This is a genomic window from Sanguibacter suaedae (assembly GCF_016342785.1).
Taxonomy (GTDB): Bacteria; Actinomycetota; Actinomycetes; order Actinomycetales; family Cellulomonadaceae; genus Sanguibacter; species Sanguibacter suaedae.
In genome coordinates, this window is record NZ_JAEINH010000008.1 from 74,256 (window position 1) to 98,535 (window position 24,280).

The 24,280-nt window shown below is 72.3% G+C and carries 24 protein-coding genes; 12 read left to right on the plus strand and 12 right to left on the minus strand.

Going from position 1 to position 24,280, the window contains the following annotated elements; translation table 11 throughout:
* Positions 1-135 precede the first annotated feature (135 nt).
* A complete protein-coding gene (locus JAV76_RS10720; RefSeq protein ID WP_307844161.1) occupies positions 136-2,370 on the plus strand; it encodes a HelD family protein in 2,235 nt (744 codons plus the stop codon).
* 62 nt (positions 2,371-2,432) lie between these two features.
* Positions 2,433-3,650, plus strand: coding sequence for a phosphoglycerate dehydrogenase (serA, locus tag JAV76_RS10725; protein WP_198734048.1), 1,218 nt, complete (start codon positions 2,433-2,435; stop codon positions 3,648-3,650).
* Positions 3,651-3,696: 46 nt separating this feature from the next.
* Here serA and JAV76_RS10730 read toward each other — a convergent pair whose 3' ends face one another.
* Entirely contained in the window at positions 3,697-3,882 is a 186-nt protein-coding gene (locus tag JAV76_RS10730) for a DUF5302 domain-containing protein (RefSeq protein ID WP_198734049.1), read from the minus strand.
* A 133-nt stretch (positions 3,883-4,015) separates the two neighbouring features.
* On the opposite strand from JAV76_RS10730, the gene JAV76_RS10735 reads away from it, so the two are divergent.
* Positions 4,016-5,056: an aldo/keto reductase gene (locus tag JAV76_RS10735; RefSeq protein ID WP_198734050.1), complete on the plus strand. Its 1,041-nt coding sequence runs from the start codon at positions 4,016-4,018 to the stop codon at positions 5,054-5,056.
* A gap of 15 nt (positions 5,057-5,071) precedes the next feature.
* Here the strand turns inward: JAV76_RS10735 and nrdR are convergent, their stop codons facing one another.
* The gene (nrdR, locus tag JAV76_RS10740) at positions 5,072-5,560 is read right to left on the minus strand and encodes a transcriptional regulator NrdR (RefSeq protein WP_198734051.1); all 489 of its coding nucleotides are present in this window, start codon (positions 5,558-5,560) and stop codon (positions 5,072-5,074) included.
* Positions 5,561-5,678: 118 nt separating this feature from the next.
* On the minus strand, positions 5,679-6,095 hold the full coding sequence (locus tag JAV76_RS10745; protein WP_198734052.1) for a LysM peptidoglycan-binding domain-containing protein: 417 nt from the start codon (positions 6,093-6,095) through the stop codon (positions 5,679-5,681).
* A gap of 263 nt (positions 6,096-6,358) precedes the next feature.
* Here JAV76_RS10745 and lexA point away from each other — a divergent pair, with 263 nt between their 5' ends.
* Entirely contained in the window at positions 6,359-7,141 is a 783-nt protein-coding gene (lexA, locus tag JAV76_RS10750; RefSeq protein ID WP_198734053.1) for a transcriptional repressor LexA, read from the plus strand.
* A 111-nt stretch (positions 7,142-7,252) separates the two neighbouring features.
* Here the strand turns inward: lexA and JAV76_RS10755 are convergent, their stop codons facing one another.
* From JAV76_RS10755 to hflX, 3 genes are read right to left on the minus strand one after another with little or no spacing between them, the layout of a single operon-like run.
* Complete coding sequence (locus JAV76_RS10755; protein ID WP_198734054.1) at positions 7,253-8,257, minus strand: L-lactate dehydrogenase; 1,005 nt, start codon at positions 8,255-8,257, stop codon at positions 7,253-7,255.
* A gap of 31 nt (positions 8,258-8,288) precedes the next feature.
* Complete coding sequence (locus JAV76_RS10760; protein WP_307844162.1) at positions 8,289-10,391, minus strand: ATP-dependent DNA helicase; 2,103 nt, start codon at positions 10,389-10,391, stop codon at positions 8,289-8,291.
* Positions 10,392-10,410: 19 nt separating this feature from the next.
* Complete coding sequence (gene hflX / locus JAV76_RS10765; protein ID WP_198734055.1) at positions 10,411-11,973, minus strand: GTPase HflX; 1,563 nt, start codon at positions 11,971-11,973, stop codon at positions 10,411-10,413.
* 121 nt (positions 11,974-12,094) lie between these two features.
* Between hflX and JAV76_RS10770 the strand changes: the two genes are divergently transcribed.
* On the plus strand, positions 12,095-12,712 hold the full coding sequence (locus JAV76_RS10770) for a class I SAM-dependent methyltransferase (RefSeq protein ID WP_198734056.1): 618 nt from the start codon (positions 12,095-12,097) through the stop codon (positions 12,710-12,712).
* 12 nt (positions 12,713-12,724) lie between these two features.
* On the opposite strand, the gene dapF is transcribed toward JAV76_RS10770, so the two are convergent.
* Both dapF and miaA read right to left on the minus strand, forming a co-directional pair.
* The gene (gene dapF / locus JAV76_RS10775) at positions 12,725-13,690 is read right to left on the minus strand and encodes a diaminopimelate epimerase (RefSeq protein ID WP_198734057.1); all 966 of its coding nucleotides are present in this window, start codon (positions 13,688-13,690) and stop codon (positions 12,725-12,727) included.
* Positions 13,687-14,652, minus strand: a complete 966-nt coding sequence (miaA, locus tag JAV76_RS10780; RefSeq protein ID WP_198734058.1) for a tRNA (adenosine(37)-N6)-dimethylallyltransferase MiaA — start codon at positions 14,650-14,652, stop codon at positions 13,687-13,689. Before miaA ends, dapF begins: the two co-directional genes overlap by 4 nt.
* A 138-nt stretch (positions 14,653-14,790) precedes the next feature.
* On the opposite strand from miaA, the gene JAV76_RS10785 reads away from it, so the two are divergent.
* Positions 14,791-15,258, plus strand: a complete 468-nt coding sequence (locus tag JAV76_RS10785; RefSeq protein ID WP_198734059.1) for a type III secretion system chaperone family protein — start codon at positions 14,791-14,793, stop codon at positions 15,256-15,258.
* Here JAV76_RS10785 and JAV76_RS10790 read toward each other — a convergent pair.
* Entirely contained in the window at positions 15,200-15,790 is a 591-nt protein-coding gene (locus tag JAV76_RS10790; protein WP_198734060.1) for a hypothetical protein, read from the minus strand. The genes JAV76_RS10785 and JAV76_RS10790 overlap by 59 nt on opposite strands.
* Positions 15,791-15,848: 58 nt before the next feature.
* Between JAV76_RS10790 and JAV76_RS10795 the strand changes: the two genes are divergently transcribed.
* On the plus strand, positions 15,849-16,460 hold the full coding sequence (locus JAV76_RS10795; RefSeq protein WP_198734061.1) for a type III secretion system chaperone family protein: 612 nt from the start codon (positions 15,849-15,851) through the stop codon (positions 16,458-16,460).
* On the plus strand, positions 16,457-17,002 hold the full coding sequence (locus JAV76_RS10800; RefSeq protein WP_198734062.1) for a type III secretion system chaperone family protein: 546 nt from the start codon (positions 16,457-16,459) through the stop codon (positions 17,000-17,002). Before JAV76_RS10795 ends, JAV76_RS10800 begins: the two co-directional genes overlap by 4 nt.
* Positions 17,003-17,021: 19 nt before the next feature.
* On the opposite strand, the gene miaB is transcribed toward JAV76_RS10800, so the two are convergent.
* Positions 17,022-18,659, minus strand: a complete 1,638-nt coding sequence (gene miaB / locus JAV76_RS10805) for a tRNA (N6-isopentenyl adenosine(37)-C2)-methylthiotransferase MiaB (protein WP_198734063.1) — start codon at positions 18,657-18,659, stop codon at positions 17,022-17,024.
* 133 nt (positions 18,660-18,792) lie between these two features.
* Here miaB and JAV76_RS10810 point away from each other — a divergent pair, with 133 nt between their 5' ends.
* From JAV76_RS10810 to JAV76_RS10825, 4 genes are all read left to right on the plus strand, one after another.
* The gene (locus JAV76_RS10810) at positions 18,793-19,572 is read left to right on the plus strand and encodes an amino acid ABC transporter ATP-binding protein (RefSeq protein ID WP_372403493.1); all 780 of its coding nucleotides are present in this window, start codon (positions 18,793-18,795) and stop codon (positions 19,570-19,572) included.
* 67 nt (positions 19,573-19,639) lie between these two features.
* Positions 19,640-20,509 carry a glutamate ABC transporter substrate-binding protein gene (locus JAV76_RS10815; RefSeq protein WP_198734064.1) on the plus strand — a complete coding sequence of 290 codons (870 nt, stop codon included), beginning with the start codon at positions 19,640-19,642 and terminating at the stop codon, positions 20,507-20,509.
* 77 nt (positions 20,510-20,586) lie between these two features.
* Positions 20,587-21,237, plus strand: a complete 651-nt coding sequence (locus JAV76_RS10820; RefSeq protein ID WP_198734065.1) for an amino acid ABC transporter permease — start codon at positions 20,587-20,589, stop codon at positions 21,235-21,237.
* Positions 21,234-22,106, plus strand: a complete 873-nt coding sequence (locus JAV76_RS10825; RefSeq protein ID WP_198734066.1) for an amino acid ABC transporter permease — start codon at positions 21,234-21,236, stop codon at positions 22,104-22,106. The genes JAV76_RS10820 and JAV76_RS10825 overlap by 4 nt, the downstream gene beginning before the upstream one ends.
* Positions 22,107-22,178: 72 nt before the next feature.
* Here JAV76_RS10825 and rny read toward each other — a convergent pair whose 3' ends face one another.
* The gene (gene rny, locus JAV76_RS10830; RefSeq protein WP_198734067.1) at positions 22,179-23,624 is read right to left on the minus strand and encodes a ribonuclease Y; all 1,446 of its coding nucleotides are present in this window, start codon (positions 23,622-23,624) and stop codon (positions 22,179-22,181) included.
* A gap of 74 nt (positions 23,625-23,698) precedes the next feature.
* Complete coding sequence (locus JAV76_RS10835) at positions 23,699-24,280, minus strand: regulatory protein RecX (protein ID WP_198734068.1); 582 nt, start codon at positions 24,278-24,280, stop codon at positions 23,699-23,701.

A 24,280-nucleotide genomic window follows, 5' to 3' on the forward strand; every position in this document is an offset into this window, starting at 1 on the left:
CCGTCGATCCTAGACGTTCGGGGATGCCGACCCGTCCGCCGGTGCGGCGGTGGACCGTCGTCGGCCATAATGGACGGCCGCGACCGCCCGGGGCAGCACGTCCCGGGCGGGCCGTCGCCCCCCGGAAGGAGAAGCGTGACCGTTCAGTCCGACGAGGTCAGGCTCGAGCAGCTGACCGTGGACCTTCTGTACGCACGTCTCGACGAGCTCCGGCGCACCACGCGGGCCCGCCTCGCGCAGGTGCGGCGCAGCGGACCGAGCGGCTCGCCCCAGAACCGGAGCGAGCGTGACGCCTTCGCGACCCTGTACGAGGACCGTGCCGCGCTGCTGGAGGCGGTGGAGGACCGGCTGTGCTTCGGCCGTCTCGACTTCGACGAGGACCCGACCCGGTACATCGGCCGCATCGGGCTCACCGACGAGCACCACACGTCCATCCTCACGGACTGGCGAGCGCCCGCCGCGCAGGCCTTCTACCGGGCGACCGCGGCGCAGCGGGACGGGGTCTACCGCCGGCGGCACCTCGTCACCCGTGGCCGGACGGTGACCGCCCTCGAGGACGACGTCCTCGACCTCGGCCGCACCACGGGGCCCGGTGGCGAGGGTGACCTGGTGCTCTCGGGCGAGGGTGCGCTGCTCGCCTCGCTCGCCGCGGCCCGCACGGGTCGGATGGGGGACATCGTCGCGACGATCCAGGCCGAGCAGGACGCGATCATCCGGTCGGACCTCCAGGGCGCCCTCGTCGTCCAGGGAGGGCCGGGGACGGGCAAGACCGCCGTCGCCCTCCACCGGGCGGCCTACCTCCTCTACGCGCACCGTCGGCTCCTCGAGCGCTCGGGCGTGCTCCTCGTGGGTCCCAGCAGGTCCTTCCTGCGCTACATCGACCAGGTCCTGCCGTCGCTCGGCGAGACCGGTGTGGTGAGCACCACCATCTCCGACCTCCTGCCGGGCGTGGCCGGCCGCGCTCAGGAGGACCCCGCCGTCGCGGAGGTCAAGGGCCGGCCCGAGATGGCCGAGGTCGTGGCGCGAGCCGTGCGGGCTCGCCAGCGCGTCCCCGCGGAGGACGTCCACGTGCGCGTCGACGGCTACGACGTGGTCGTGCGGCGACGGGACGTCCGCGACGCCATCGCCAGGGCACGGCGCCTGCACAAGCCGCACAACCTGGCCCGCGTGACCTTCGTGCGGGAGATGCTCAACCGCCTCGCCCAGCAGTACGCCGAGCAGCTCACCTACTCGCTCCCGTCCGACGAGCGCGCCGAGGTGGTCGAGGAGCTCCGCACCACCCGGGAGATCCGCGTCGCTCTCAACCTCGCATGGATGCCGCTCACCCCGCAGAAGCTCGTCGAGGACCTCTACGCGAAGCCGCACCGGCTCGCCGAGGCAGCGCCCCGCACGTCCGCCGCCGACCGCCGCCTCCTGCGCCGCGAGCCGGGATCCCCCTGGACGGAGGCCGACATCCCGCTCCTCGACGAGGCCGCCGAGCTCCTCGGCGAGGACGACCAGGCCGCGCGGGCACAGGCCCGCAGGGACGCCGAGCAACGGACCGAGTCGCTCGACTACGCACGACAGGTCCTCGAGTCGTCCGGCGCGGCCGGCGGGCTCGTCGACGCCGAGACCCTCGCCGACCGGTTCTCCGGCGGCGGCTCCCACCAGACCACCGCGGAGCGGGCCGCCCAGGACCGTACCTGGACGTACGCGCACCTCGTCGTCGACGAGGCGCAGGAGCTCTCTGCCATGGCCTGGCGGATGCTGCTGCGGCGGTGCCCCACGCGCTCGATGACCATCGTCGGGGACGTCGCCCAGACCTCGTCCCCCGCAGGCGCGCGGTCGTGGTCCGCGATGCTCACCCCGCTCCTGCGCGACTCGTGGCGCTCGGCAGAGCTCACGGTGAACTACCGGACCCCGGAGGCCGTCGCGTCGAGCGCGCGCTCGATGGCCCTCGAGGCCGGGCTGCCGGTGTCACCGCTGACGTCCGCACGGGTGGTGCCCGACGCGCTGCGCGTCCACCCCACCGCGGAGGACGACCTCGTCGAGGCCGCCGCGCGGAACGCCGCGGGCGCCCTCGACGAGGTACGGCAGGACGGCGCCGGCCAGGTCGCGGTCATCGCCCCCGAACGCCTCCTCGGGGCGCTGCGGCGAGCCGTGGGCCTCCCGGACGTCGACGGCCGGTCGAGCGGATCGGACGACCCAGTGGTGGTGCTCAGCGCACGGGAGTCCAAGGGGCTCGAGTTCGACGCGGTCGTGCTCGTCGAGCCTGGAGACCTCGTGGACGGCCCCGGCGGTGCGTCCGACCTCTACGTGGCGATGACCCGCCCGACGAAGCTCCTCCACGTCGTCCACACCCAGCCCCTGCCGGGAGGGATCGCCGACTGACCGGGCGTCCACGTGCCAAGACCCGTTTGGCACCGTCACGCCCCGCAGAGGACGATGACCGTGTGCTCAAGGCCCTCCTGCTCGAAAACGTCCACCCGTTGTCCGTCGAGATCCTCGCCGACCAGGGGATCGAGGTAGACTCCCGGTCCGGCGCTCTGGACGAGAAGGAGCTCGTCGACGCCCTCGACGGCGTCCACATCCTCGGGATCCGCTCCAAGACCCAGGTGACCGACGCCGTGATCGCTGCCTCCCCGGAGCTGCTCACCGTCGGAGCCTTCTGCATCGGCACGAACCAGATCGACCTGCGCTCCGCGGCCAACCACGGCGTCGCGGCGTTCAACGCCCCCTTCTCGAACACCCGCTCGGTGGTGGAGATCGCCCTCGCGGAGATCATCTCCCTCACCCGGCGGATGACGGAGCGGGACAAGGCGCTGCACGCGGGGGTCTGGGACAAGTCGGCCGAGGGGTCCCACGAGGTGCGCGGCCGGACGCTCGGCATCATCGGCTACGGCAACATCGGCACCCAGCTGTCCGTGCTCGCCGAGAACCTCGGGATGTCCGTCGTGTTCTACGACACCGCGGAGAAGCTCGCCCTCGGGAACGCGCGGCGCGTCACGTCCCTCGAGGAGCTCCTCGAGGTCGCGGACATCGTCACCCTGCACGTCGACGGCAGGAGCGGCAACGCCGGCCTCTTCGGCCCGAAGCAGTTCGCGCTCATGAAGCCCGGGGCGATCTTCCTCAACCTGTCCCGAGGATTCGTCGTGGACACCGGTGCGCTCCGCGAGAACATCCTCTCGGGACACCTCGCCGGTGCGGCCATCGACGTCTTCCCCCACGAACCGAAGAAGCGCGGGGACCAGTTCGAGTCGGAGCTCCGCGGCCTCCCCAACGTCATCCTCACGCCGCACATCGGCGGGTCGACGCTCGAGGCCCAGGAGGCCATCGGGCGGTTCGTCGCCCAGAAGATCACCGACTTCGTGACGACCGGGACGACGACGCTCAGCGTGAACCTCCCCAACCTCGCGCTCGAGAACACCACGGGTGTGGCGCGGGTGGCCCACCTCCACCGCAACACGCCGGGAGTCCTGGCCGCCGTGAACCACGTCCTCGCCGAGCACGGCACGAACATCGAGGGCCAGCTCCTCGCGACCCGCGGCGAGATCGGCTACGTCGTGACGGACGCCGGGTCTGCGCTCGAGGGCCCGGTCGTGGAGGCGCTGCGTTCCATGGAGGCGACGATCAAGCTCCGTGTGATGGGCAGCGAGCACACCCACCGCTGACGGGTGAGGCCGCGGGATCCCCCGCGGGCCTCGCCCGATGTGTACGTCAGCCTGACTTGCGGCGGAAGTTCCGCTGCATCGGACCGGCCGTCTCCGACCCGTGGACCTGGCCGGTGTTCCCCGTGCCCTCCGAGGTCCGCTGCCTTGCGGACCTCTTCTTCTCGAGCGCCTGGCGGAACTTCTCCTTCGTGTCCTCGCTCACCGTCGCGCTCTTGTCCTCGTCCTGCGTCATGTGCGGACCTCCTCGTGTCGATTCGTGCGTCCGTGGCCCCGCGCGGCGCGTCGAGCGCCCACCGGGTAGGTCCCCGTCCGCCGGCACCACGGACGGACGACACCCGCGGCAGGCTCACGGTAGCGTGTCGGCCATGCACTCCCCCGCACCCGGACGTTACGACACCATGCCGTACCGACGGGCCGGACGTTCGGGACTGTCCGTCCCCGCCGTGAGCCTGGGCCTGTGGCAGAACTTCGGGACAGCGACGCCCTTCGCCGCGCAGCGCGAGATCATCCTCCATGCCTTCGACCGTGGAGTGACCCACCTCGACCTCGCCAACAACTACGGCCCCCCTCCAGGATCGGCCGAGGAGAGCGTCGGTCGCATCCTGCGCTCGGACCTGGCCGCACACCGTGACGAGCTGGTCGTGGCGACCAAGGCGGGATACCGGATGCGCCCAGGCCCACACGGCGAGGGAGGCTCGCGGGCCTATCTCCTGCCATCGCTCGACACCTCGTTGCGGAGGCTGGGCCTCGACCACGTCGACATCTTCTACTCCCACCGGTACGACCCGACCACGCACCTCGAGGAGACCATCGGCGCCCTCGGTGCAGCCGTCGAGTCGGGTCGGGCGCTCCACGCCGGCATCTCGTCCTACTCGGCCGCCCGGACGCGCGAGGCGCTCGAGGTCGCCGACCGGATCGGGGTGCGCCTCGCCGTGCACCAACCCTCGTACTCCATGGTCAACCGGTGGATCGAGCAGGACGACGGCGACGGGTCGCTGCTCGATGTCACGGCCGACGCAGGGCTGGGGGTGCTCGCGTTCTCGCCCCTCGCCCAGGGGCTGCTGAGCGAGAAGTACCTCGACGGGGTCCCCCCGACGTCCCGTGCCGCCGCCGGAGGCTCGTTCTCACGCGAGCTCCTCACGGACCGGACGCTCACGAGCGTCCGCGAGCTCGCGCGGATCGCGGCGGAACGAGGCCAGACACTCCCCCAGCTCGCGCTCACGTGGTGCCTGCGGGACGCTCGCGTCACCGGTGTGGTGGTCGGGGCGCGAACGGTCGAGCAGCTGGACGACAGTCTCGCGGCTCTCGAGAGCCGGCCCCTCTCGGCCGCCGAGATCGCCACGATCGACTCCGTGGCCGTCGACGCGGGCGTCAACCTCTGGGGCCCGAGGTCGAGCGACCTCTGACGCGAGGCCGCTCGGTCAGGTGTCCTGCACGGTCCCCTCACCCGCGGCAGCCCGGCTCTCGTGCTCCGCGCGCAGGAGGTTGATGGCCGCCTCGAAGTCCTCGAGGGAGTCGAACGCCTGGTACACGCTCGCGAACCGCAGGTAGGCGACCTCGTCCAGCTCGCGAAGGGGACCGAGGATCGTCAGCCCGATCTCGTAGGCGTCGAGCTCCGCGGACCCTGTCGCCCGGACGGTCTCCTCGACCCTCTGCGCGAGGAGCGCGAGATCGTCCTCGCTCACAGGCCGCCCCTGGCAGGCCTTGCGGACGCCCGTGACGACCTTCTCGCGGCTGAACGGCTCGGTGACACCGGAGCGCTTGACGACGGAGAGGCTCGCCGTCTCGAGGGTGGTGAAGCGTCGCTGGCACTTGGGGCACTGCCTACGGCGGCGGATCGACGCCCCGTCGTCGGACGTCCTCGAGTCGACGACCCGCGAGTCGGAGTGTCGGCAGAACGGGCAGTGCACAGAGCCTCCAGGACGGACGAGCGTGACGAGTCCTGGGTCCGGACCCCTGGCAACAATACGCGCCGGGCAACCCGCACCGCACCACTCCCACCGACCGCCGAGCGGCTCGTCCTGCCCGTCAGCGCACCGGGAGGAGGATCTGCTCACCCACGCGGAGGTCCGCCGAGCTACGGCCGTTGAGGGAGGTGATCATCACGACGACGTCACGGACGTCCTCACCGGGTTCGGCGACGTCCCGGGCGAGAGCCCACAGCGTCTCGCCCGCCGCGACGGTGTGCGGGACCACCTCGGTCCCTGCCACGGGCGCCCCCGCGACCGCCCGGCCCCCGGCGAGGAGGACCGCCCCGAGGACCACGACGGCGGCGAGCCACAGGACCACGCGCCCTCGGCGGGTGAGCCGGAGGTCGGAGAGACGCCCCTCGTCCTGGACCGCACCGACCTGCGGGGAGACCGCACGCCCCGCGACGGTGCGGGACGTCGACCGCGTGCGGGTGGGACCTCCGGCGACCCAGGGCCCTTCGATGACGACTGCCATGACAACTCCTCACGAGCTCGGCGGAGGCCCGTTCCGACAGGCCTCTCGAACGTGTGTTCGTCATACAAGTGTACGAACGAGGTGCTCGATGGCAAGCACCGCGGCGCGACGCGCTCGAACAGATGTTTGAAGATGCGCCCGATTCGCCATAGTGTGTGGTCAGCGCGTCGCGACCACTCGACCACGAGCCACCGACACCGGTGTGTCGGGCCGGGAGAGCCACGGCGGCGGGCACGACGGGCAAGACGTGCCCGACGAGCCAGATGAGCAGGGCCGAGACGAGCAGGACCGACCAGGACCGACCAGCGGAGGACACCGTGGCACCCAAGGACAACCCGCAGACAGGGGACGGCACCATCACCCTCGCTGCTGCACGCGCCACGTCCGACGGGCTCACCTCACGCCAGCGCGACGTCCTCGAGACCATCCGGGGCTCGCTCGAGGCGCGGGGCTACGCGCCGAGCATGCGGGAGATCGGCCAGTCGGTCGGGCTCACCAGCCCGTCCAGCGTCAAGCACCAGCTCGCCGCTCTCGAGCGGAAGGGCTACCTCCGGCGCGACCCCAACCGCCCGCGCGCGATGGAGCTCGTCCACCCCGCTCGGGACGACACCACCAGCGACGGGACGAACACCTCGCCCGACGGGAGCCAGGGCGACGAGGGGCTGCACCCGGCACCGTCCTACGTCCCGGTCGTCGGACGGATCGCGGCCGGAGGCCCCGTCCTCGCCGAGCAGGTCGTGGAGGACGTCTTCCCGCTCCCCCGCCAGCTCGTGGGTGACGGCGAGCTCTTCATGCTCAAGGTCACCGGCGAGTCGATGATCGATGCAGCCATCTGTGACGGGGACTGGGTGGTCGTCAGGCGCCAGCCCGTCGCCGAGAACGGCGAGATCGTGGCAGCGATGATCGACGGCGAGGCGACCGTGAAGACCTTCAGGCGTACGGACGGGCACGTCTGGCTCGTCCCCCACAACCCCGCGTTCGACCCGATCGACGGGGATCGTTCGACGATCCTCGGGCGTGTGGTGAGCGTGCTCCGGAGCCTCTGACCCACGCTCCGCGCAACCGACCCGTCGGACGGATGGTCCGTGCGAAGGCCTCAGGACACGGAGGGCCCCGGCGCGCTGCGCCGGGGCCCTCCGTGTCTCGCGACCGAGACCTCAGTAGCCGAACTTGCGGGCGACGCTCCTCAGCGAGTTCGCGGAGTGCTGGAGGCCCTTGATCTCGACCGGGGAGAGCGGGACCGCGAGGCGGTCGGTGCACCCGTGACGCCCGACGATCGACGGGACGGACAGGCAGATGTCGCTGATCCCGTAGTAGTCGTCGAGGAGGGTCGAGACGGGCAGCACCCGGTTCTCGTCGTTGAGGACCGCCTCGATGATCCTCGAGCCGGCAAGTGCGACCGCGTAGTTCGTGGCGCCCTTGCCCTCGATGATCCGGTAGGCGGAGTTCACGACCTCGTGGGCGATCTCGTCGCGGTCCGCCGACGTGAGCGGCCCACGGCCCTCGATACCGGTCCAGTCGAGGAGCGGCACCCCGCCGATCGACGCGGAGCTCCACAGCGGGATCTCGCTGTCGCCGTGCTCGCCGGCCATGTAGGCGTGGACGTTCTGCACGGCCACACCGCAGTGCTCGGCGATGAGGTACCGGAGCCGTGAGGAGTCGAGGACGGTCCCCGACCCGAAGAGCTGGGTCGGAGGGAGACCGGAGATCTTCAGTGCTGCGTAGGTGACGATGTCGACGGGGTTCGTCACCATGACGTAGGTGGCGTCGGGCGCGACCGCGAGGAGCTCCGGGAGGATCTTCGAGACGAGCCCGATCGTCGCCTCGGCCAGGTCGATGCGGGTCTGCCCCGGCTTCTGCTTGGCCCCGGCGGTGATCATGATGACGTCCGCGTCGGTGCATACGGCGACGTCGTCCGACCCGACCACCTCGGCCATCGGCATGAACTGGATGCCGTGCGCGAGGTCGAGCGCCTCGGCCTCGACCTTCGCCTTGTTGATGTCGTAGAGCGCTACGGTGCGAGCGGACCCGCGCATGAGCGCCGCGTAGGCCATCGTGGAGCCGACGGCGCCGGCGCCGACCACCGCGACCTTGGTGGTCCGTCGACCTCCGGCCGGTCGGATCTCGGGCCGGGCCGTATCGAGCTGCTCCACGTCGTTCATTCTTCCTCCACTGGTCAGGGGCGTCGTCACCTCAGCCTAGGGCCGCGAGACGGGTGAGCGCCGCTCGTGCCACGGCGGGGTCGGTGGTCCGCCAGAAGTCCGGGAGCGTCTTGACGAGGAACTGCCCGTACCGGGCCGTGACGAGTCGCGGGTCGAGAACCGCGACCACCCCGCGGTCCGTGGTGGACCGGACGAGCCGACCGGCGCCCTGGGCGAGGAGCAGCGCTGCGTGCGTCGCGGCCACCTGCATGAACCCGTTGCCACCGGTGCTCTCGATGGAGCGGGCACGAGCCGACCGGACCGGGTCGTCCGGTCGCGGGAAGGGGATCCGGTCGATGAGGACGAGGGAGCACGACGGCCCCGGGACGTCGACCCCCTGCCAGAGCGAGAGCGTCCCGAACAGGCAGGTCGCCTCGTCCTCCGCGAACCGACGGACGAGGGTCGGGAGCTGGTCGTCCCCCTGGCAGAGGATCGGGACGTCGAGGCGGCCGCGCAGCTCCTCGGCGGCCCGCTCCGCCGCCCGACGGGAGGAGAAGAGACCCAGGGTCCTGCCACCTGCGGCCTCGATGAGCCCGGCCATCTCGTCCAGCTGCGCGTCGGAGGCCCCCTGCGGCCCCGGGGCCGGCAAGGAGCGCGCGATGTAGAGGATGCCCTGCCGGGGGTAGTCGAAGGGGCTCCCGACGTCGACTCCGCGCCACGTCGCGGCGTCCCGCTTCCCTGCCGCGTCCCCCTTTCCCGCCTCGCCGTCGTCGTCGACCGCCCGCTGCTCGATTCCCACGGACCTGGCGACAGGCGTGAAGGACTCCCCCAGGGAGAGGGTGGCCGAGGTGAGGATCGCCGTACGTTCCTCCCACAGGTTGCTGCGCATCAGCCCGGCCACGCCGAGGGGCGCGGCGTGGAGCGTCGACATCCCGGCTCCCAGCGCGCCGTCGGCGCCGCGGGAGCACCACAGGACGTCGTGCCCGGTCGGCTCGGCCGCCATCCGTTCGGCGACGTCGAAGACCGAGAGCATGCTCGACGACGCCATCTTCAGACCGCTGCTGGGCTGTCCGCCGCCGTCGGTGCCCGGACCTGCCCCGGAGCCGCCCTCGGGCTTGAGCGCGCTGAGGACGGACCGTGCCGCGTCGCGGACCGAGGCGACGACGAGACGGGCGGCCTCCGGCAGACCGTCGGGGAACCGCTCCGCGGGCAGGCCCGCGAGCACCGTGCCGAGGTCCGCGACCGCCGTGTCGAGGTCGGTCGTCGCGATCCCGCCGTGCCTGCGCGCCTGGCGCGCCGCGTGCTCCACGGACGCGACGGAGAGCTCGGCCGTGGCGGCGGCGGTGACGCGGTCGGCGAGCTCGTGGGCCTCGTCGGCCACCACGACCGCGTGCTCGGGGAGGACGTTCGGCGATCCGGTGGCCGCGATCCCGAGCATGGCGTGGTTCGTCACGACGACGTCGGACTCGCGCGCGAGCCCCCGGGCCCGCTCGGGGAAGCACTCCTCGATGAGGGGGCACCGCTGCCCGAGGCACTCGAGCGCCGTGACCGACACCTGACGCCAGGCACGGTCGGACACACCGGGGACCAGGTCGTCGCGGTCACCCGTCGTCGTCTCCTCGGACCACTCGCGCAGGCGCACCACCTGCGCCCCGAGGCCAGCTGCCGAGTCGCGTCCCGACGGCGCGGACCCGTCCGTCGGGATCGGCTCCGTCGGGCCCTCCGAGGTGGGCATGGAGAAGAGCGTGCCCGCGTCGTCCGGCGGGTACCCCCCGGCCAGCTTGTGGAGGCACGCGTAGTTGTGCCACCCCTTGAGGAGGGCGATCCGTGGCTCGCGCGGCAGGTGCGGGCCGAGCGTCTCGGCGACGAGCGGCAGGTCGCGCGTCATGATCTGCCGCTGCAGCGCGAGGGTGGCCGTGGAGACGATCACGCGCTCACCGCTGTGGACGGCGTGGTGCACGGCAGGGACCAGGTAGCCCAGCGACTTCCCCGTCCCCGTGCCGGCCTGGACGAGGAGGTGACGCCCTTCGTCCATCGCCGTCGCGACCTCGACCGCCATCGAGTGCTGGCCCTCGCGCCGTGCCCCGCCGAGGTGCCCCACGGCGAGGTCCAGGAGGCGTCCGACCTCGTCGTGGGAGGGCGTCGAGTCGGTCACCCCGAGATTCTACGGGCGGTCAGGACGCCGGACCCCGCACCGCGACGGCAGCGAGCTCCGCGGCGAGCTCGTCCTCGACGCGCCCCCGCAGGAGAGTGCCGGTCTCCGTGTGCTCGAGGTGGTCGATCTCACCCTCGAGGTGCACCCGGTTGACGAGGTCACCCCGCTCGTAGGGGACCACGACGTCGATCGGCACCCCGGGGTGCGGCAGGGAGGCCGCGACGAACTCGAGGAGCTCGTCGATGCCCTCTCCCGTGTGCGCCGAGACGACGATGGTGTTGCGCTCCCGCGAGCGCAGCCGCGTGATGGTCGCCGGGTCTGCGAGGTCGGCCTTGTTGAGGACGACGACCTCGGGGACGTCCTCGACGCCGGGGATGCCGGCGAGGACCTCGCGCACGGCCGCTATCTGCCCCTCCGGGTCGGGGTGCGACGCGTCGACCACGTGGAGCAGGAGGTCGGCGTCGCCCACCTCCTCGAGGGTGGAGCGGAACGCCTCGACCAGCTGGTGCGGCAGCGCCCGGACGAACCCAACGGTGTCGGCGAGGGTGTAGACCCGCCCGTCCGGGGTCTTGGTCCGGCGCACCGTGGGGTCGAGGGTCGCGAACAACGCGTTCTCGACGAGGACCCCGGCGCCGGTGAGCGCGTTGAGGAGGCTCGACTTGCCCGCGTTCGTGTACCCGGCGATAGCGACCGCCGGGACGGCGTTGCGCCGACGCGACGAACGCATGGTCGCCCGGGACGGTGCCATGGCGGCGATCTCCCGCTTGAGCTTCGCCATCCGGTTACGGATCCGGCGCCGGTCGAGCTCGATCTTCGTCTCACCGGGACCGCGCGACCCCATGCCTGCCCCGGCCCCGCCGACCTGGCCACCGGCCTGGCGGGACATGGACTCGCCCCACCCGCGGAGGCGCGGGAGGAGGTACTCGAGCTGGGCGAGCTCGACCTGCGCCTTGCCCTCCCGCGACTTCGCGTGCTGCGCGAAGATGTCGAGGATGAGGGCGGTGCGGTCCACGACCTTGACCTTGATGATGTCCTCGAGAGCGCGGCGCTGCGAGGGCGCGAGCTCTCCGTCGACGATGACGGTGTCCGCCCCGGTGGCAGCCACCACGGCGGCCAGCTCGGCAGCCTTCCCGGACCCGAGGTAGGTGCCGGGGTCGGGGGTCTGCCGGCGTTGGAGGACCCCGTCGAGGACGAGCGAGCCCGCGGTCTCGGCGAGGGCGGCGAGCTCACGGAGGGACACCTCGGCCTCGGTCGCGTCGCGGTACCAGACGCCGACGAGCACGACGCGCTCGAGGCGCAGCTGGCGGTACTCGACCTCGGTGACGTCCTCGAGCTCGGTGGACAGCCCGGCGACGCGGCGCAGCGCGGTGCGCTCCTCGAGGTCGAGCTGCTCGCCGTCGCGCACCGTGTGCTGGGTGGCGCCCTCGGCCCGAGCGGTCCCTGCGCGGGCGAGGACCCGGGCGACGACGTCGCTCGCGATGTCGCGGGCGCTCACCGCGGGTGCGGGGCTCGCCGTCGTCTGCGCGTCGTGGCTCGTGGCGTCGTCCCCGGTGCGGTCGTCGTGCGGGTCGTGGTTCGTCATGCAGTCCTCTTCGTCGTCCTGTGATCCTCGGCCTAGCGTCCCACGAGGACCCGCCGGACGCGCACGGATTTTGCGCAGGGAGTAACGGCGGCGCGGTCCTGCTCCCCTACGATGGTCCGTTGTGAGCGACGAGACCGGGGACCACTACTTCACCGCGCGACCGGCCTCGGCCGGTGAGCGGCGCACGCTGCGCGTGCGGATCGCTGGCGTCGAGAGGGATCTCGAGACGGCCGGCGGGGTCTTCTCGCCGGGCCGGCTCGACCTCGGTACCGAGGTCCTGCTCCGGACGCTCGACGCACCTCCACCCGGCGACCTGCTCGACCTCGGGTGCGGGTGGGGGCCCGTCGCGCTGACGATGGCGACGCTCACACCGGGGGCGACTGTCTGGGCGGTCGACGTCAACGAGCGTGCGCTCGACCTCGTGCGCCGCAACGCCGAGATCCTCGGGCTGTCGAACGTCCGCGCGTGCCTCCCCGAGGACGTCCCTCAGGACGTGCGCCTCGCCGAGATCTGGTCCAACCCGCCGATCCGGGTCGGCAAGGGCGTCCTGCACGAGATGATGGACGCATGGTTGCCGCGCCTGGTCCCGGGCGCAGCGGCCTATCTCGTCGTCCAGCGCAACCTCGGCGCGGACTCGTTGCTGCGTTGGCTCGCGGAGCGGTTCCCCGAGGACACGGTGACGAAGGCCGCGAGCGCCAAGGGCTTCCGTGTGCTCGAGGTGCGGGCCGGGGTCCGCTGAGCCCTGCCGCCGTCAGGAGAGCGCGGCGAGGGCGTCGAGGTCGACCTCGCCGTGCGCCACGAGGGCCGCGGGGCCGGCGAGCTCCACGTGACCGTCGTCGAGGAGCCGGACCCGCACGGTCCCGCCCGGGACCTCGACCATCCACACGTCCGGGGAACCTGCACCGGCCCACGCACGGACCGCGAGCGCGGCGGCGCACGCACCCGTCCCGCACGACCGCGTCTCCCCCACGCCCCGCTCGTGGACGCGCATGCGGACGCGCCCGACGACCGTGCCGTCGACGCTCGTCTCCTCCCCGAGGGGCACCACGACCTCGACGTTGGTCCCCTGCGGCGGCAGGGGGAGGACGTCCGGGGCACGGGTCAGGTCGGCGCGCGCGAGGTCCGTGTCGCTCGGGACGGCGACGACGGTGTGCGGGTTCCCGAGGTCGACGCTCAGCGCGGGCCGCGCGACGTCCTGGCCCGCGCCCTCCATCCCGTGGACGACGACCTCCGCGTCGAACCCGTCGGAGACGGCCCCCTCGCCCCCGGGGAAGCTCCAGCGGCCCATGTCGACGGCGTACCAGCCCGTGTCCTCCTTGCGGACCCGCCGCACCCCCGCACGGGTCCCCAGGGCGAGACCCGCGCCGTCGGCGAGGTCGGCGAGACCGAGGTGCTCGAGGTAGGCGGCGAAGACCCGCACCCCGTTGCCGCACATCTGGGCGACGGTGCCGTCGGCGTTGCGGTAGTCCATGAACCACTCGGCCGCCGGCTCCTCGGCGAGGATCGCGGCCCCCTCGGGGAACGTGGCCGTGCGCGCCACGCGCACGACGCCGTCGCCGCCGAGGCCGGCCCTGCGGTCGGTGAGCGCGCGCACGAGCGTCGGGGTGAGGTCGAGCTCGTCGTGCCGGTCGTCGAGCAGCACGAAGTCGTTCTGCGTGCCGTGCCCCTTGGTGAAGGCGAGGCGGGCGGGCTGCGGCTGGGCGGCGGGGCTCGTCATGAGCCCAGACTACGGCGGACGGGGCGCCCGTCGTGGTCCGGGAGGTCGCCCACCTCGGCGGCCGCAACGACGGCCTGCGCCTGGTCGAGGAGGTCCTTCGAGCCTGCGTCGAGCCAGCGGACCCGCGGGTCACGGCCGAACCAGCCCATCTGCTTGCGGGCGAGGCGCCGCGTGTTGGCGACGACCGCCGCGCGTGCCTCGTCCTGCGTGGTGCGGCCGTCGAGGTGGGCGAGGACCTCGGCGTACCCGACCGCGCGGGCCGCCGTCCGTCCGAGACCGGCCGATCTCAGGCGGTCGACCTCGTCGACGAGCCCTGCGGCCCACATGGCGCCCACGCGCAGCTCGACGCGACGGTCGAGGACGTCGCGGTCGCAGTCGAGGCCGATCTGCACGGCGGGGCGCACGTAGCGCTGCCGGGGCAGGTTCGCGGTGTACGGAAGACCGGTGATCTCGATGACCTCGAGCGCCCGCACGATGCGCCGGGTGTTGCGGGGCCCGATCGACTCGGCGGCTGCGGGGTCGCGCTCCACGAGCTCGTCGTGGAGCGCGCGCGTCCCGAGCCGTTCGGCGCGGTCCTCGAGCGCGGCGCGCACCGCCGGGTCGGTCCCGGGGAACGTCATGTCGTCGAGCAGCGCACGGACGTAGAGCCCTGATCCGCCGACGACCACGGCACGCGCCCCGCGTCCGGCGATGTCGTCGAGGTCACGGCGCGCGGTCTCCTGGTACCGGGCGACGGAGGCGTCCTCGGTGACGTCGAGGACGTCGACCTGGTGGTGCGGGATCCCCCGCCTGTCCGTCACGGGAACCTTGGCGGTGCCGACGTCCATCCCGCGGTACAGCTGGAACGCGTCGGAGTTGACGATCTCCGCGGGGACCCCGGATGCCGCGGAGGCCTCGGCGAGATCGAGCGCGAGGTCCGACTTGCCCGTGGCGGTGGGGCCGACGACGGCGACGATGAGCACGGCACGACGCTACCTCCTGGTCGGGCGCCCCCCGGCATCGGTGGGCGTGACCTGCGTCGCGGGGTGACCTACCCTCGACGTGCCCGCCACGACCGCCGGCCCTCGCCCGAGGGCCCCGACACCGAGAGGCTCGCACCCATGGGATCCCCCGCCCTGACGCCCGCACAGCCGCAGACCGTCGTCGCGCTCACCCCCCTCACCCGCGACCGTATCGAGGAGTTCCTCACCGCGAACGACTGGTCGTACGGGATCGACCCGGACGGCGACATCGGTGGCCAGTGGGACGACAACCTCTTCTACTTCTTCGTCATGGGCGACGCGGAGGAGGTCCTCCAGGTGCGGGGGCGGTGGAAGCACTCGTTCCCGTCGTCGCGCGCCGTCGAGTTCGCGGTCCTGCTCAACGAGTTCAACCGGGACGTCATCTGGCCCAAGCTCTACGCGCGCGCCGAGGAGACGGGCGAGCTGGGCATCTACAGCGAGGTGTCGACCGACCTCGAGCACGGCGTGAGCGACGACCAGCTGGGGCAGCTCCTGTCCTGCGGGCTGTTCACGAGCCTGCGGGCCTTCGAGTCCCTCGCGGCCCGGTTGGGCATCCCGGAGGGATGAGCGCCCGGGCGATGTCGTGGACGATCTGCTCGGCCTCGCGCAGGGCGGTCGGCGCCCCCTCGCCGAGCCGTCCGTCCGGCGACGCGCTCGCCACGACGACGACGTGCCCTGCACCGAGGTGGCCGGTGAGCGTGTCGAGGACGTCCTGGACGGCCGGTCCCTCGTGGGAGGACACCTCGACGGTGGTCACCGGCCCGTGCCACCCCGACTCGCGCAGCAGGACGGACGCCACGGACGCGGTGACGTCGAGCAGCGGCTCCCTGTCCGGCGAGGGGTCCAGGTCCGCGCCGGGCACGGGGAGGCCGAGGGCGCCGACGTCCGGTCCGGCGTCGGTGGTTCGGCCCCGCCACCTGCGCGTCGGGGCGACGACGACCACCTGCTCCGGCGGCCTCGCCGTGCCGAGGCCGCCCGCGACGGCGGACGCGAGGACCGCGCAGACGGCCGTCCGCCGGCCGGCACGGAGGTCCGCCCGCCCCGTGGCGCCGGGCACGAGGGACGGGCTCACCACCACGGCTGCCGCACGATCGGTCACCGGCCCACGGTAGCCGACGCCCCCCGACCGGGAGGGACGCGGCAGGTAGGGTTGACCCATGGGGTTCTTCAGGGATCGACGGCGTCATCGGCCCGACGGGCCGAGCGGGGCACCGGACCGGACCGGGCGGGCGCCGGGCACCGACGGCGGCACCGACGACGAGCTGCGGAGCGACGTCGAGAGGATCCTCGCGAGGGAGCTCGGCGCGTCGGTCCTCACGGACAGCGCCACGCCGCAGGCCCCCTCGCCGCTGTCGACGGCGCGCCTCGTCCGGTGGATCACCGACTACGGCTTCTCCTACTTCATCGACTCCGACGGGGACGTCGGGGGCCTGTGGCACTCGCGCCCGTTCTACTTCCTGCTCTTCGGGAGCGACCGAGAGATCCTCCAGGTCCGCGGCCAGTGGAACAGGGAGATCACCATCGACCGGGTCGAGGAGGTCCTCGAGTTCTGCAACGACTGGAACACGGAGAGGATCTGGCCCAAGGCGTACTTCCGGGTGCGGGACGACGGGATGATCCAGGTGTACGGCGAGGTCGCGGTCGACTTCGAGAACGGCGCCGACGACGACCAGCTCGACCAGGTCCTCTCCTGCGGCCTGAGCACGGGAGCGATGCTCTTCGACGCGCTCGACGAGCTCTACCCCGACCCGGCGAAGGTGGCACCGTGACCGGTCCCCGCCCGTCCTGGGTCCGACGGGTCCTCGCCGCACGCACCGCAGCCGCACCTCCCCCCGTGGACGCGGACCGGGAGGACCTCCCGACGCCCGTGAGCCGCGAGCGCGTCGGGGAGTACCTCAACCGTCGCGGCTACACGTACCGGTTGGACGACGACGGCGACATCACGGGCACGTGGGACGGGAACCGCTTCTGGTTCCTGCTCCTGGGGGACCGGGAGGAGATCGTCCAGGTCCGCGGTCGGTGGCACCGTCCCCTGCCTCCGTCGGCCCGCGTGGCGACCCTGCAGGCCATGAACGACTGGAACCGGGAGCGGATCTGGCCCAAGGCGTACGTGCGCGAGGAGGCGGCCGGGCTGTCCCTCTACACGGAGGTGTCCGTGGACTTCGCGCACGGCGCCACCGACGAGCAGCTCCACCAGATGGTGGCGTGCGGCCTGGGGACCTCGGTCCAGCTCTTCGCGTCGGTGACGGCGATGCTGCCGCCCGTGCCGGACACGGACGACGTCCCGGACGACGAGGACCCACGGGCCTGACGTCCGCGCGATGTCCGACTCAGCGGCCTCGCAGCACGGGCATCCCGAGGCTCACGGGTGCCCCCGCGACGGCCGGCGCCCCGTGGGAGTGCTCGTCACCACCGAGCCCGAGCCGGGCGCGTTCCCGGGCGACCCACGCGTCGCCCGCAGGGGTGCGGCGGACGGCGTAGGTCCCCCCTGCGTCGAGCGCCGAGTCCGCCACCAGGTGGTACGGCGCCGAGCGCGTGACCGTGACCGTCACGAGGTCCCCCGGGCGGGGGACGTCCGGGTGGACGACGTCCGCGAGGCGAGGGTCCGTCGCCGGGTCGGCGAGCGACGGGGACGTCGCGGGCAGCGCGAGGTGGACCAGGCGGTTGTCGGCGGCGCGCCCCGTGACGCGCCTCGAGACCTCGTCCTTGCGTCCGGTCCCGTCCGTGACGAGGACCTCGACGGTCCTGCCCACCTGGGCGGCGCTCTCCTCGGCGGAGATCCGGTCCTGCAGGGCGGTGAGGCGCTCGTAGCGCTCCTGGACGACGTCCTTGGGGAGCTGGTCGGGCAGGGTCGCCGCGGGCGTCCCTGGGCGGGGTGAGTACTGGAACGTGAAGGCCGACGCGAAGCGCGACGCCTCGACGACGCGGAGCGTCTCCGCGAAGTCCTCCTCGGTCTCACCGGGGAAGCCGACGATGAGGTCGGTGGTGATCGCCGCGTCGGGCATGGCCGCGCGCACCCGGTCGAGGATCCCGAGGAACCGGTCGGACCGGTAGGAGCGCCGCATCGCACGGAGGACGCGGTCCGACCCCGACTGCAGGGGCATGTGGAGCTGCGGCATGACGTTCGGCGTCTGCGCCATGGCGTCGATGACGTCGTCCGTGAAGGCGGCCGGGTGCGGTGACGTGAAGCGGACGCGCTCGAGCCCGGCGACGGACCCGCACGCGCGCAGGAGCTTCGCGAACGCGCCGCGGTCACCGAACTCGACGCCGTAGCTGTTGACGTTCTGGCCCAGGAGCGTGACCTCGACCGCGCCCTGCGCGACGAGAGCCTCGACCTCGGCGAGGACCTGCCCGGGGCGCCGGTCGCGCTCCTTGCCCCGCAGGTGCGGCACGATGCAGAACGTGCACGTGTTGTTGCACCCGACGCTGATGGACACCCACCCGGCGTAGACGGACTCGCGCCGCGTCGGGAGCGTGGACGGGAAGACCTGCAACGACTCGGCGATCTCGACCTGGGCCCGCTCGTTGTGCCGCGCCCGCTCGAGGAGCACGGGGAGGGCGTCGAGGTTGTGGGTGCCGAAGACGACGTCCACCCACGGCGCCTTCTCGACGATGACCTCGCGGTCCTTCTGGGCCAGGCACCCGCCCACCGCGATCTGCATGCCGTCGCGCCGGGCCTTCACCGAGGCGAGCTGCCCGAGGTTCCCGTAGAGGCGCGTCGCCGCGTTCTCGCGCACCGCGCACGTGTTGATGACGACGACGTCGGCGTCGTCGCGCGCCTCGGCCTCGGCGCTCGCCCGCACGTAGCCGGCTCCTTCGAGCATGCCGGCCATGTGCTCGGAGTCGTGGACGTTCATCTGGCACCCCAGGGTCCGCACGACGTAGGTCGGGCGGGCAGGGCCGGGATCGTCGAGGAGAGCGGCCGACGCGGGGACGACAGGGGGGTTCAGGGACGGGTTCGCAGACATCGTGCTCAAGGATACGGCGGCCCGACGTCGAGCCCGCCGCGGGGCCCGACGGCTACGGGCGCATGACGGACTCGTTGCCGGACCGTTACGAACTTCGATGGCGTACGAAACAAATGTCCCCTACCTTCAGGGGATGGACGACACCCCCCTGTCGCGCTCCGACGCCGGAGCGGACGCATCTGCCCTGGTCAGGCTCACGAAGGTGAACAAGCACTTCGGCGCCCTCCACGTGCTCAAGGACATCGACCTCGAGGTGGCCCGCGGCGAGGTCGTCGTCGTCATCGGCCCGTCAGGGTCCGGGAAGTCCACGCTCTGCCGCGCGATCAACCGGCTCGAGACCATCGACTCCGGGACCATCGAGCTCGACGGCCGACGCCTTCCCGAGGAGGGAAAGGCGCTGGCGACGCTCCGCGCGGACGTCGGCATGGTCTTCCAGTCGTTCAACCTCTTCGCGCACAAGACCGTCCTGGAGAACGTCACCCTCGGGCCGGTGAGGGTCAAGGGCACCAGGGCCGCGGAGGCCAAGGAGCTCGCGATGTCGCTCCTCGAGCGTGTCGGGGTCGACTCCCAGGCCGGCAAGATGCCCGCCCAGCTCTCGGGCGGCCAGCAGCAGCGCGTCGCGATCGCCCGCGCCCTGGCCATGAAGCCCAAGGTCATGCTCTTCGACGAACCCACGTCGGCCCTCGACCCGGAGATGATCAATGAGGTCCTCGACGTCATGGTGGCGCTCGCCAAGGACGGCATGACCATGATCGTCGTCACCCACGAGATGGGCTTCGCCCGTCGTGCGGCCGACCGCGTCGTGTTCATGGCCGACGGCCAGATCGTCGAGGAGGCGGACCCCGAGACCTTCTTCACGAACCCGCGCTCGGAGCGCGCCCAGGACTTCCTGTCCAAGATCCTCACCCACTGACGCACCCGCACCGTCACGACCTGCACGACCTCGGCGCACACCGCGCCTCGTCACGAAGGAGATGCACATGCGCAACCGGACCACAGCGTTCGTCGCCCTCACGGCGGCCTCCGCCCTGTTCCTCTCGGCCTGCGGCAGCGACGAGTCCGACGAGCCGCCCGTCGAGGACGTGGACGCCTCGGAGTTCCCCGCGGGCAGCACCATGGAGCGGCTCGCCGAAGCCGAGACCATGACCGTCGGCACCAAGTTCGACCAGCCGCTCTTCGGTCTCCAGGGGCCCGACGGCACCCCGGTCGGCTTCGACATCGAGATCGCGAAGATCATCGCCGGCGAGCTCGGGATCGAGCCCGACGACATCGAGTGGACCGAGACCGTGTCCGCCAACCGCGAGTCCTTCATCGAGGAGGAGCGCGTCGACATCGTCGTCGCGACCTACACGATCAACGACACCCGCAAGGAGGTCGTCGACTTCGCCGGCCCCTACTACCTCGCCGGTCAGTCGCTCATGGTCCGCGCGGACGACGACTCGATCAGCGGACCGGACGACCTCGCGGGCAAGACGGTCTGCTCGGCTGAGGGGTCCACCCCCGCCGGGAACATCGAGGAGAACTACCCCGAGGCCGAGCTCGTGCAGTTCGGGCAGTACACGGACTGCCTCGACCCGCTGCGCGACGGGCGCGTCGACGCGGTGACGACGGACAACGTCATCCTCGCCGGGTATGTCGCCGAGAGCCCCGACGACTTCGTCATCGCCGGTGACCAGTTCACCGAGGAGCCCTACGGCATCGGCCTGAAGAAGGACGACGAGGAGTTCCGTACCTGGGTGAACGACGTCCTCGAGGAGGCCTACGAGGACGGCCGCTGGACCGACGCGTGGGAGTCCACCGCCGGTGAGGTCCTCGACACGCCCGAGCCCCCGGCCGTCGACCGCTACTGACCGCACCGCCCACGGGCGTGCCTGCTCCTCGGAGCGGGCACGCCCGTGGCGCCTGACCACGACCCGAGGAGGGTGACGTGTCCGCACTGATCGAAGAGCTGCCGAGGCTCTGGGAGGGCTTCCAGCTCACCCTGTTCCTCGCGGTCGTCTCGGGCGCCCTGTCGCTCGTCCTCGGCACGGTGCTCGCCGCGCTGCGCGTCGCCCCCCTGAAGTCGCTGCGCGTCTTCGCCGCGGCGTACGTCGAGGTCGCCCGCAACACGCCCCTGACGCTCGTCTTCGTCTTCGTCGTCTTCGTCCTCCCCACCCTCGGTCTGATCCTGCCGCTCGGGACCACACCGGCGATCATCGCCCTCACCGCGTACACCTCCGCGTTCGTCTGCGAGGCGGTCCGCTCAGGGATCAACTCCGTCGGCGTCGGCCAGGCCGAGGCGGCGCGCGCCATCGGGCTCGGGACGGTCGCCACGCTCCGGCTCGTGGTCCTCCCCCAGGCATTGCGCACGGTCGTTCCGCCCCTCATCAACGTCCTCATCGCGCTGACCAAGAACACGTCGGTCGCAGCAGGGTTCACGGTCGTCGAGCTCACGTCGACGAGCCGAGGCCTGGCACGCGACAACCCGGCCGACGTGCTGGCCCTCCTCGCAGGTGTCGCAGTGTGCTACCTGCTCATCACGATCCCTGCCGGTCTCCTCGCAGGCCGCATCGAGCGAAAGGTGGTGTTCAGCCGATGAGCGGCAACGTCCTCTACGACGCACCGGGGCCGCGCACGCGACGGCTGGAACGCATCGGTTCAGTGATCTTCGGTGTCGTGATCCTCGCGCTCGGCGCATGGTTGGTGAGCAGCCTCGCCGGGCGCGGAGTGTTCGACGACCGGTGGGCGGTGCTCACCGACCCGCCCAAGGGTCAGAGCGCCGAGGACGTGTGGACGTCGCTCCTCGTCACAGGGCTGGGTGCGACTCTGCGCGCAGCGGTCGTCGCCGCCCCGCTCGCTCTCGTCCTCGCGTTCGTCCTCGCCGTCCTGCGCACCTCGAAGGTCACGGTCGTGCGGGTGACCACCACAGCGGTGATCGAGCTGCTCCGCGGCATCCCGGTCCTCCTCATGATGTTCTTCGCGCTGCTCGGGTTCGGGCTCTCGGCGTTCCAGGCCGTCGTCTTCGGTCTGGCCCTCTACAACGCGGCGATCGTCGCCGAGATCCTCCGTGCGGGCCTCGCCGCCCTCCCGAAGGGCCAGGCTGAGGCGGGGATCGCCATCGGTCTGACCCGGTGGCAGACCCTGCGGCTCGTCCAGCTCCCGCAGGTGGTCCGGCTCATGCTCCCGAGCCTCATCAGCCAGTTCGTGGTGCTGCTCAAGGACAGCTCGCTGGGGTTCATCGTCGGCTACAACGAGCTGCTCAACGTCATGAAGACCAACTACAGCTTCTTCGGCAGCGACTCGCGCCTGCCCCTGTTCCTCGCCGTCGTCCTCGTCTACCTCGTCGTGAACATCACCCTGTCACGCGTGGCCGTCCTCGTGGAACGTCGCCTGTCGACGCGCGGGCAGAAGACCGTGCACGCCGACGAGCTCGCTGCCGACCCGAAGGCGACCGCCCCGCGCCCGTGAGCCGTGCCGCCCGGGCGGTCATCGAGCTCCCGGTGTGCGTCTCCCCGGACGCTGCTGCGCGGACCGCGCAGGTCAACCGGCCGTGGCCGTGGCGCGGAGCTCACGCACGACGGTGATCGAGATCTCCCCCGGGTAGCTGAGGTCGGTCTCGACGTGCGCGGCGATCGCGGTGGCGAGCCCGGGGAGCTCTGCGTCCGAGACCTCGCCGGGCTCGACGACGACCCGGACCTCGTGACCGGCGGACATCGCGAGCGCTCTACGGACGCCGGGGTGGCTCGCGACGAGCTGCTCGAGCTGGAGCATGCGTTCCGCGAAGCGGTCTGCGTCGTCCCTCCGCGCTCCCGGTCGCGCGGCGGAGCAGGCGTCGGCCGCCTGGACGAGGACCGCCTCCACGGACTCCGCGGGCACCTCCCCGTGGTGGGCCGCGACGGCGTTGACGACGACCGGAGGCTCCCCTGCCCGGCGGACCAGCGCTGCACCGATCGCGGCGTGCGTCCCGGCTCGTGACCCGCTGAGCCCCTTGCCGATGTCGTGGAGGAACGCGGCGCGCCGCGCCGTCTCGACGTCGGCGCCGACCTCGGCAGCCATGGCGGCTGCGACGAGGGCAGCCTCGATGCTGTGCCGGAGGACGTCCTGCGAGAAGGACGCACGCAACCGCAGCGCTCCCATCGCGGCGACGAGGTCGTCGGCGAGGTCGCCGACCCCGGCCTCGTGGGCCGCCGACCGCCCGGCGTCGACCGCTCGCTCCTGCGCACCCGCGACGGCCTCGGCATAGGCGCTCTCGATGCGCTGGGGGTGGATGCGCCCGTCGTCCATGAGGGCCTTGAGGGTGACGGCGGCGACCTCCCTGCGTTCCGGGTCGAAGCTCGACAGCTGCACGCTGGTGGAGTCGTCCTCGAGGAGGACGTTCACCCCGGTGACGGCCTCGAAGGTACGGATGTTCCGACCTTCCTTGCCGATGATCCGGCCCCGCATGTCCTCGGACGGCAGCGGCAGCACGTCGACGGCGACCGCGGAGCTCGTGGGGACGGCGAGCCTCTGGACGGCGGTGGTGACGATGTCACGGGCACGCGCGTCGGCCTTGGCCCGGGCCGCCGCCTCCGCGCGACGCACGGACGACGCGGCCGCCTTCTCCGCCTCCGTGCGCAACCGTTCGGTCAGCCGGGTGGCGGCCTCGTCCGTGGTGAGTCCTGCGACACGCTCGAGCTCGGCGAGGGCCTCGTCACGGAGTGCGGACGTCTCCGCGCGCTGGGCCTCGGTGGTCGTGGCGAGCTCGGCAGCAGCCGACTCGGCCCTGACCATGAGGGCCTCGGCGCGCCGCCGCTCGTCCGCGACCGCGCGTTCCGCGTCCCTCAGCTCGTCGGTGCGCCGCCGGAGGTCGGCTCGCTGCTCGGCGACGTCCTGGGCTGCCTGCGCGCGGACGGCGTCGGCCTCGCGTCGAGCCACCTGGACGAGGAGCAGAGCGACGAGAGACGCTCCGAGCAGCCCGAGCAGGATGAGGAACTCGCCTGCTGTCACTCGTCACCTGCTCAGGTCGGGGCTGACGGAACCCACGGCCCGGGGTACCTCGCCCATCATCCCCTGTGCCGCGCTCAGGGCTCTGGCAACACTCCGACCGCTGATGACTCTGCGTCGAGCGCCGCCCGGACGGCCCGCATCGCGACGTCGCCGGAGTACCCCTTGCGACCGAGCGCACCGAGGGCCCTCCGGACGCGGACCTCCTCGGGCAGGCCGGACGTCCGCCGGAGCCGGGATGCTGCGAGCTCGACCGCAGCCTCCTCCTCGTCGTCGCCGTCGAGCTGCTCGAGGGCGTCCTGGGCGAGGTGGGGCGCGATGCCCTTGCGGGCGAGCTCGTGGGCGATGGCCCGCCGCGCCTGCTTCTTCTCGGCGAATCGCGTCCGCACGATCATGGCGGCGAGCTCCGCGTCGTCGACGAGCCCGACCTCCTCGAACCTGTCGAGGAGCCGTGCCGCGAGGTCCGCGTCCGTCCCCCGCCGCAGGAGCGTCTCCTCGAGCTGTGCGCGTGATCGCGGTGCGGCGGCGAGCGCACGGAGCGCGACTGCCCGTGCGGCCTCCTCCTGCTCGAGCTCGGTCGGCTCGCGGGGCGACGGAGCGCCCGACCGCCCGTCCTCTTCCCCAGGACGTGCGGTCGGGCGCGGCTCGTGCGGTGCCAC

Coding starts and splice junctions, on each gene's coding strand:
- JAV76_RS10785 (WP_198734059.1), top strand. CDS start 14,791: ATGGGATCCCCCGCCCTGACGCCCGCACAGCCGCAGACCGTCGTCGCG.
- lexA (WP_198734053.1), top strand. CDS start 6,359: ATGAGCAGGGCCGAGACGAGCAGGACCGACCAGGACCGACCAGCGGAG.
- JAV76_RS10810 (WP_372403493.1), top strand. CDS start 18,793: ATGGACGACACCCCCCTGTCGCGCTCCGACGCCGGAGCGGACGCATCT.
- hflX (WP_198734055.1), bottom strand. CDS start 11,973: ATGACGAACCACGACCCGCACGACGACCGCACCGGGGACGACGCCACG.
- dapF (WP_198734057.1), bottom strand. CDS start 13,690: ATGACGAGCCCCGCCGCCCAGCCGCAGCCCGCCCGCCTCGCCTTCACC.
- miaB (WP_198734063.1), bottom strand. CDS start 18,659: ATGTCTGCGAACCCGTCCCTGAACCCCCCTGTCGTCCCCGCGTCGGCC.
- JAV76_RS10745 (WP_198734052.1), bottom strand. CDS start 6,095: ATGGCAGTCGTCATCGAAGGGCCCTGGGTCGCCGGAGGTCCCACCCGC.
- JAV76_RS10735 (WP_198734050.1), top strand. CDS start 4,016: ATGCACTCCCCCGCACCCGGACGTTACGACACCATGCCGTACCGACGG.
- JAV76_RS10795 (WP_198734061.1), top strand. CDS start 15,849: ATGGGGTTCTTCAGGGATCGACGGCGTCATCGGCCCGACGGGCCGAGC.
- JAV76_RS10825 (WP_198734066.1), top strand. CDS start 21,234: ATGAGCGGCAACGTCCTCTACGACGCACCGGGGCCGCGCACGCGACGG.
- JAV76_RS10755 (WP_198734054.1), bottom strand. CDS start 8,257: ATGAACGACGTGGAGCAGCTCGATACGGCCCGGCCCGAGATCCGACCG.
- JAV76_RS10815 (WP_198734064.1), top strand. CDS start 19,640: ATGCGCAACCGGACCACAGCGTTCGTCGCCCTCACGGCGGCCTCCGCC.
- JAV76_RS10730 (WP_198734049.1), bottom strand. CDS start 3,882: ATGACGCAGGACGAGGACAAGAGCGCGACGGTGAGCGAGGACACGAAG.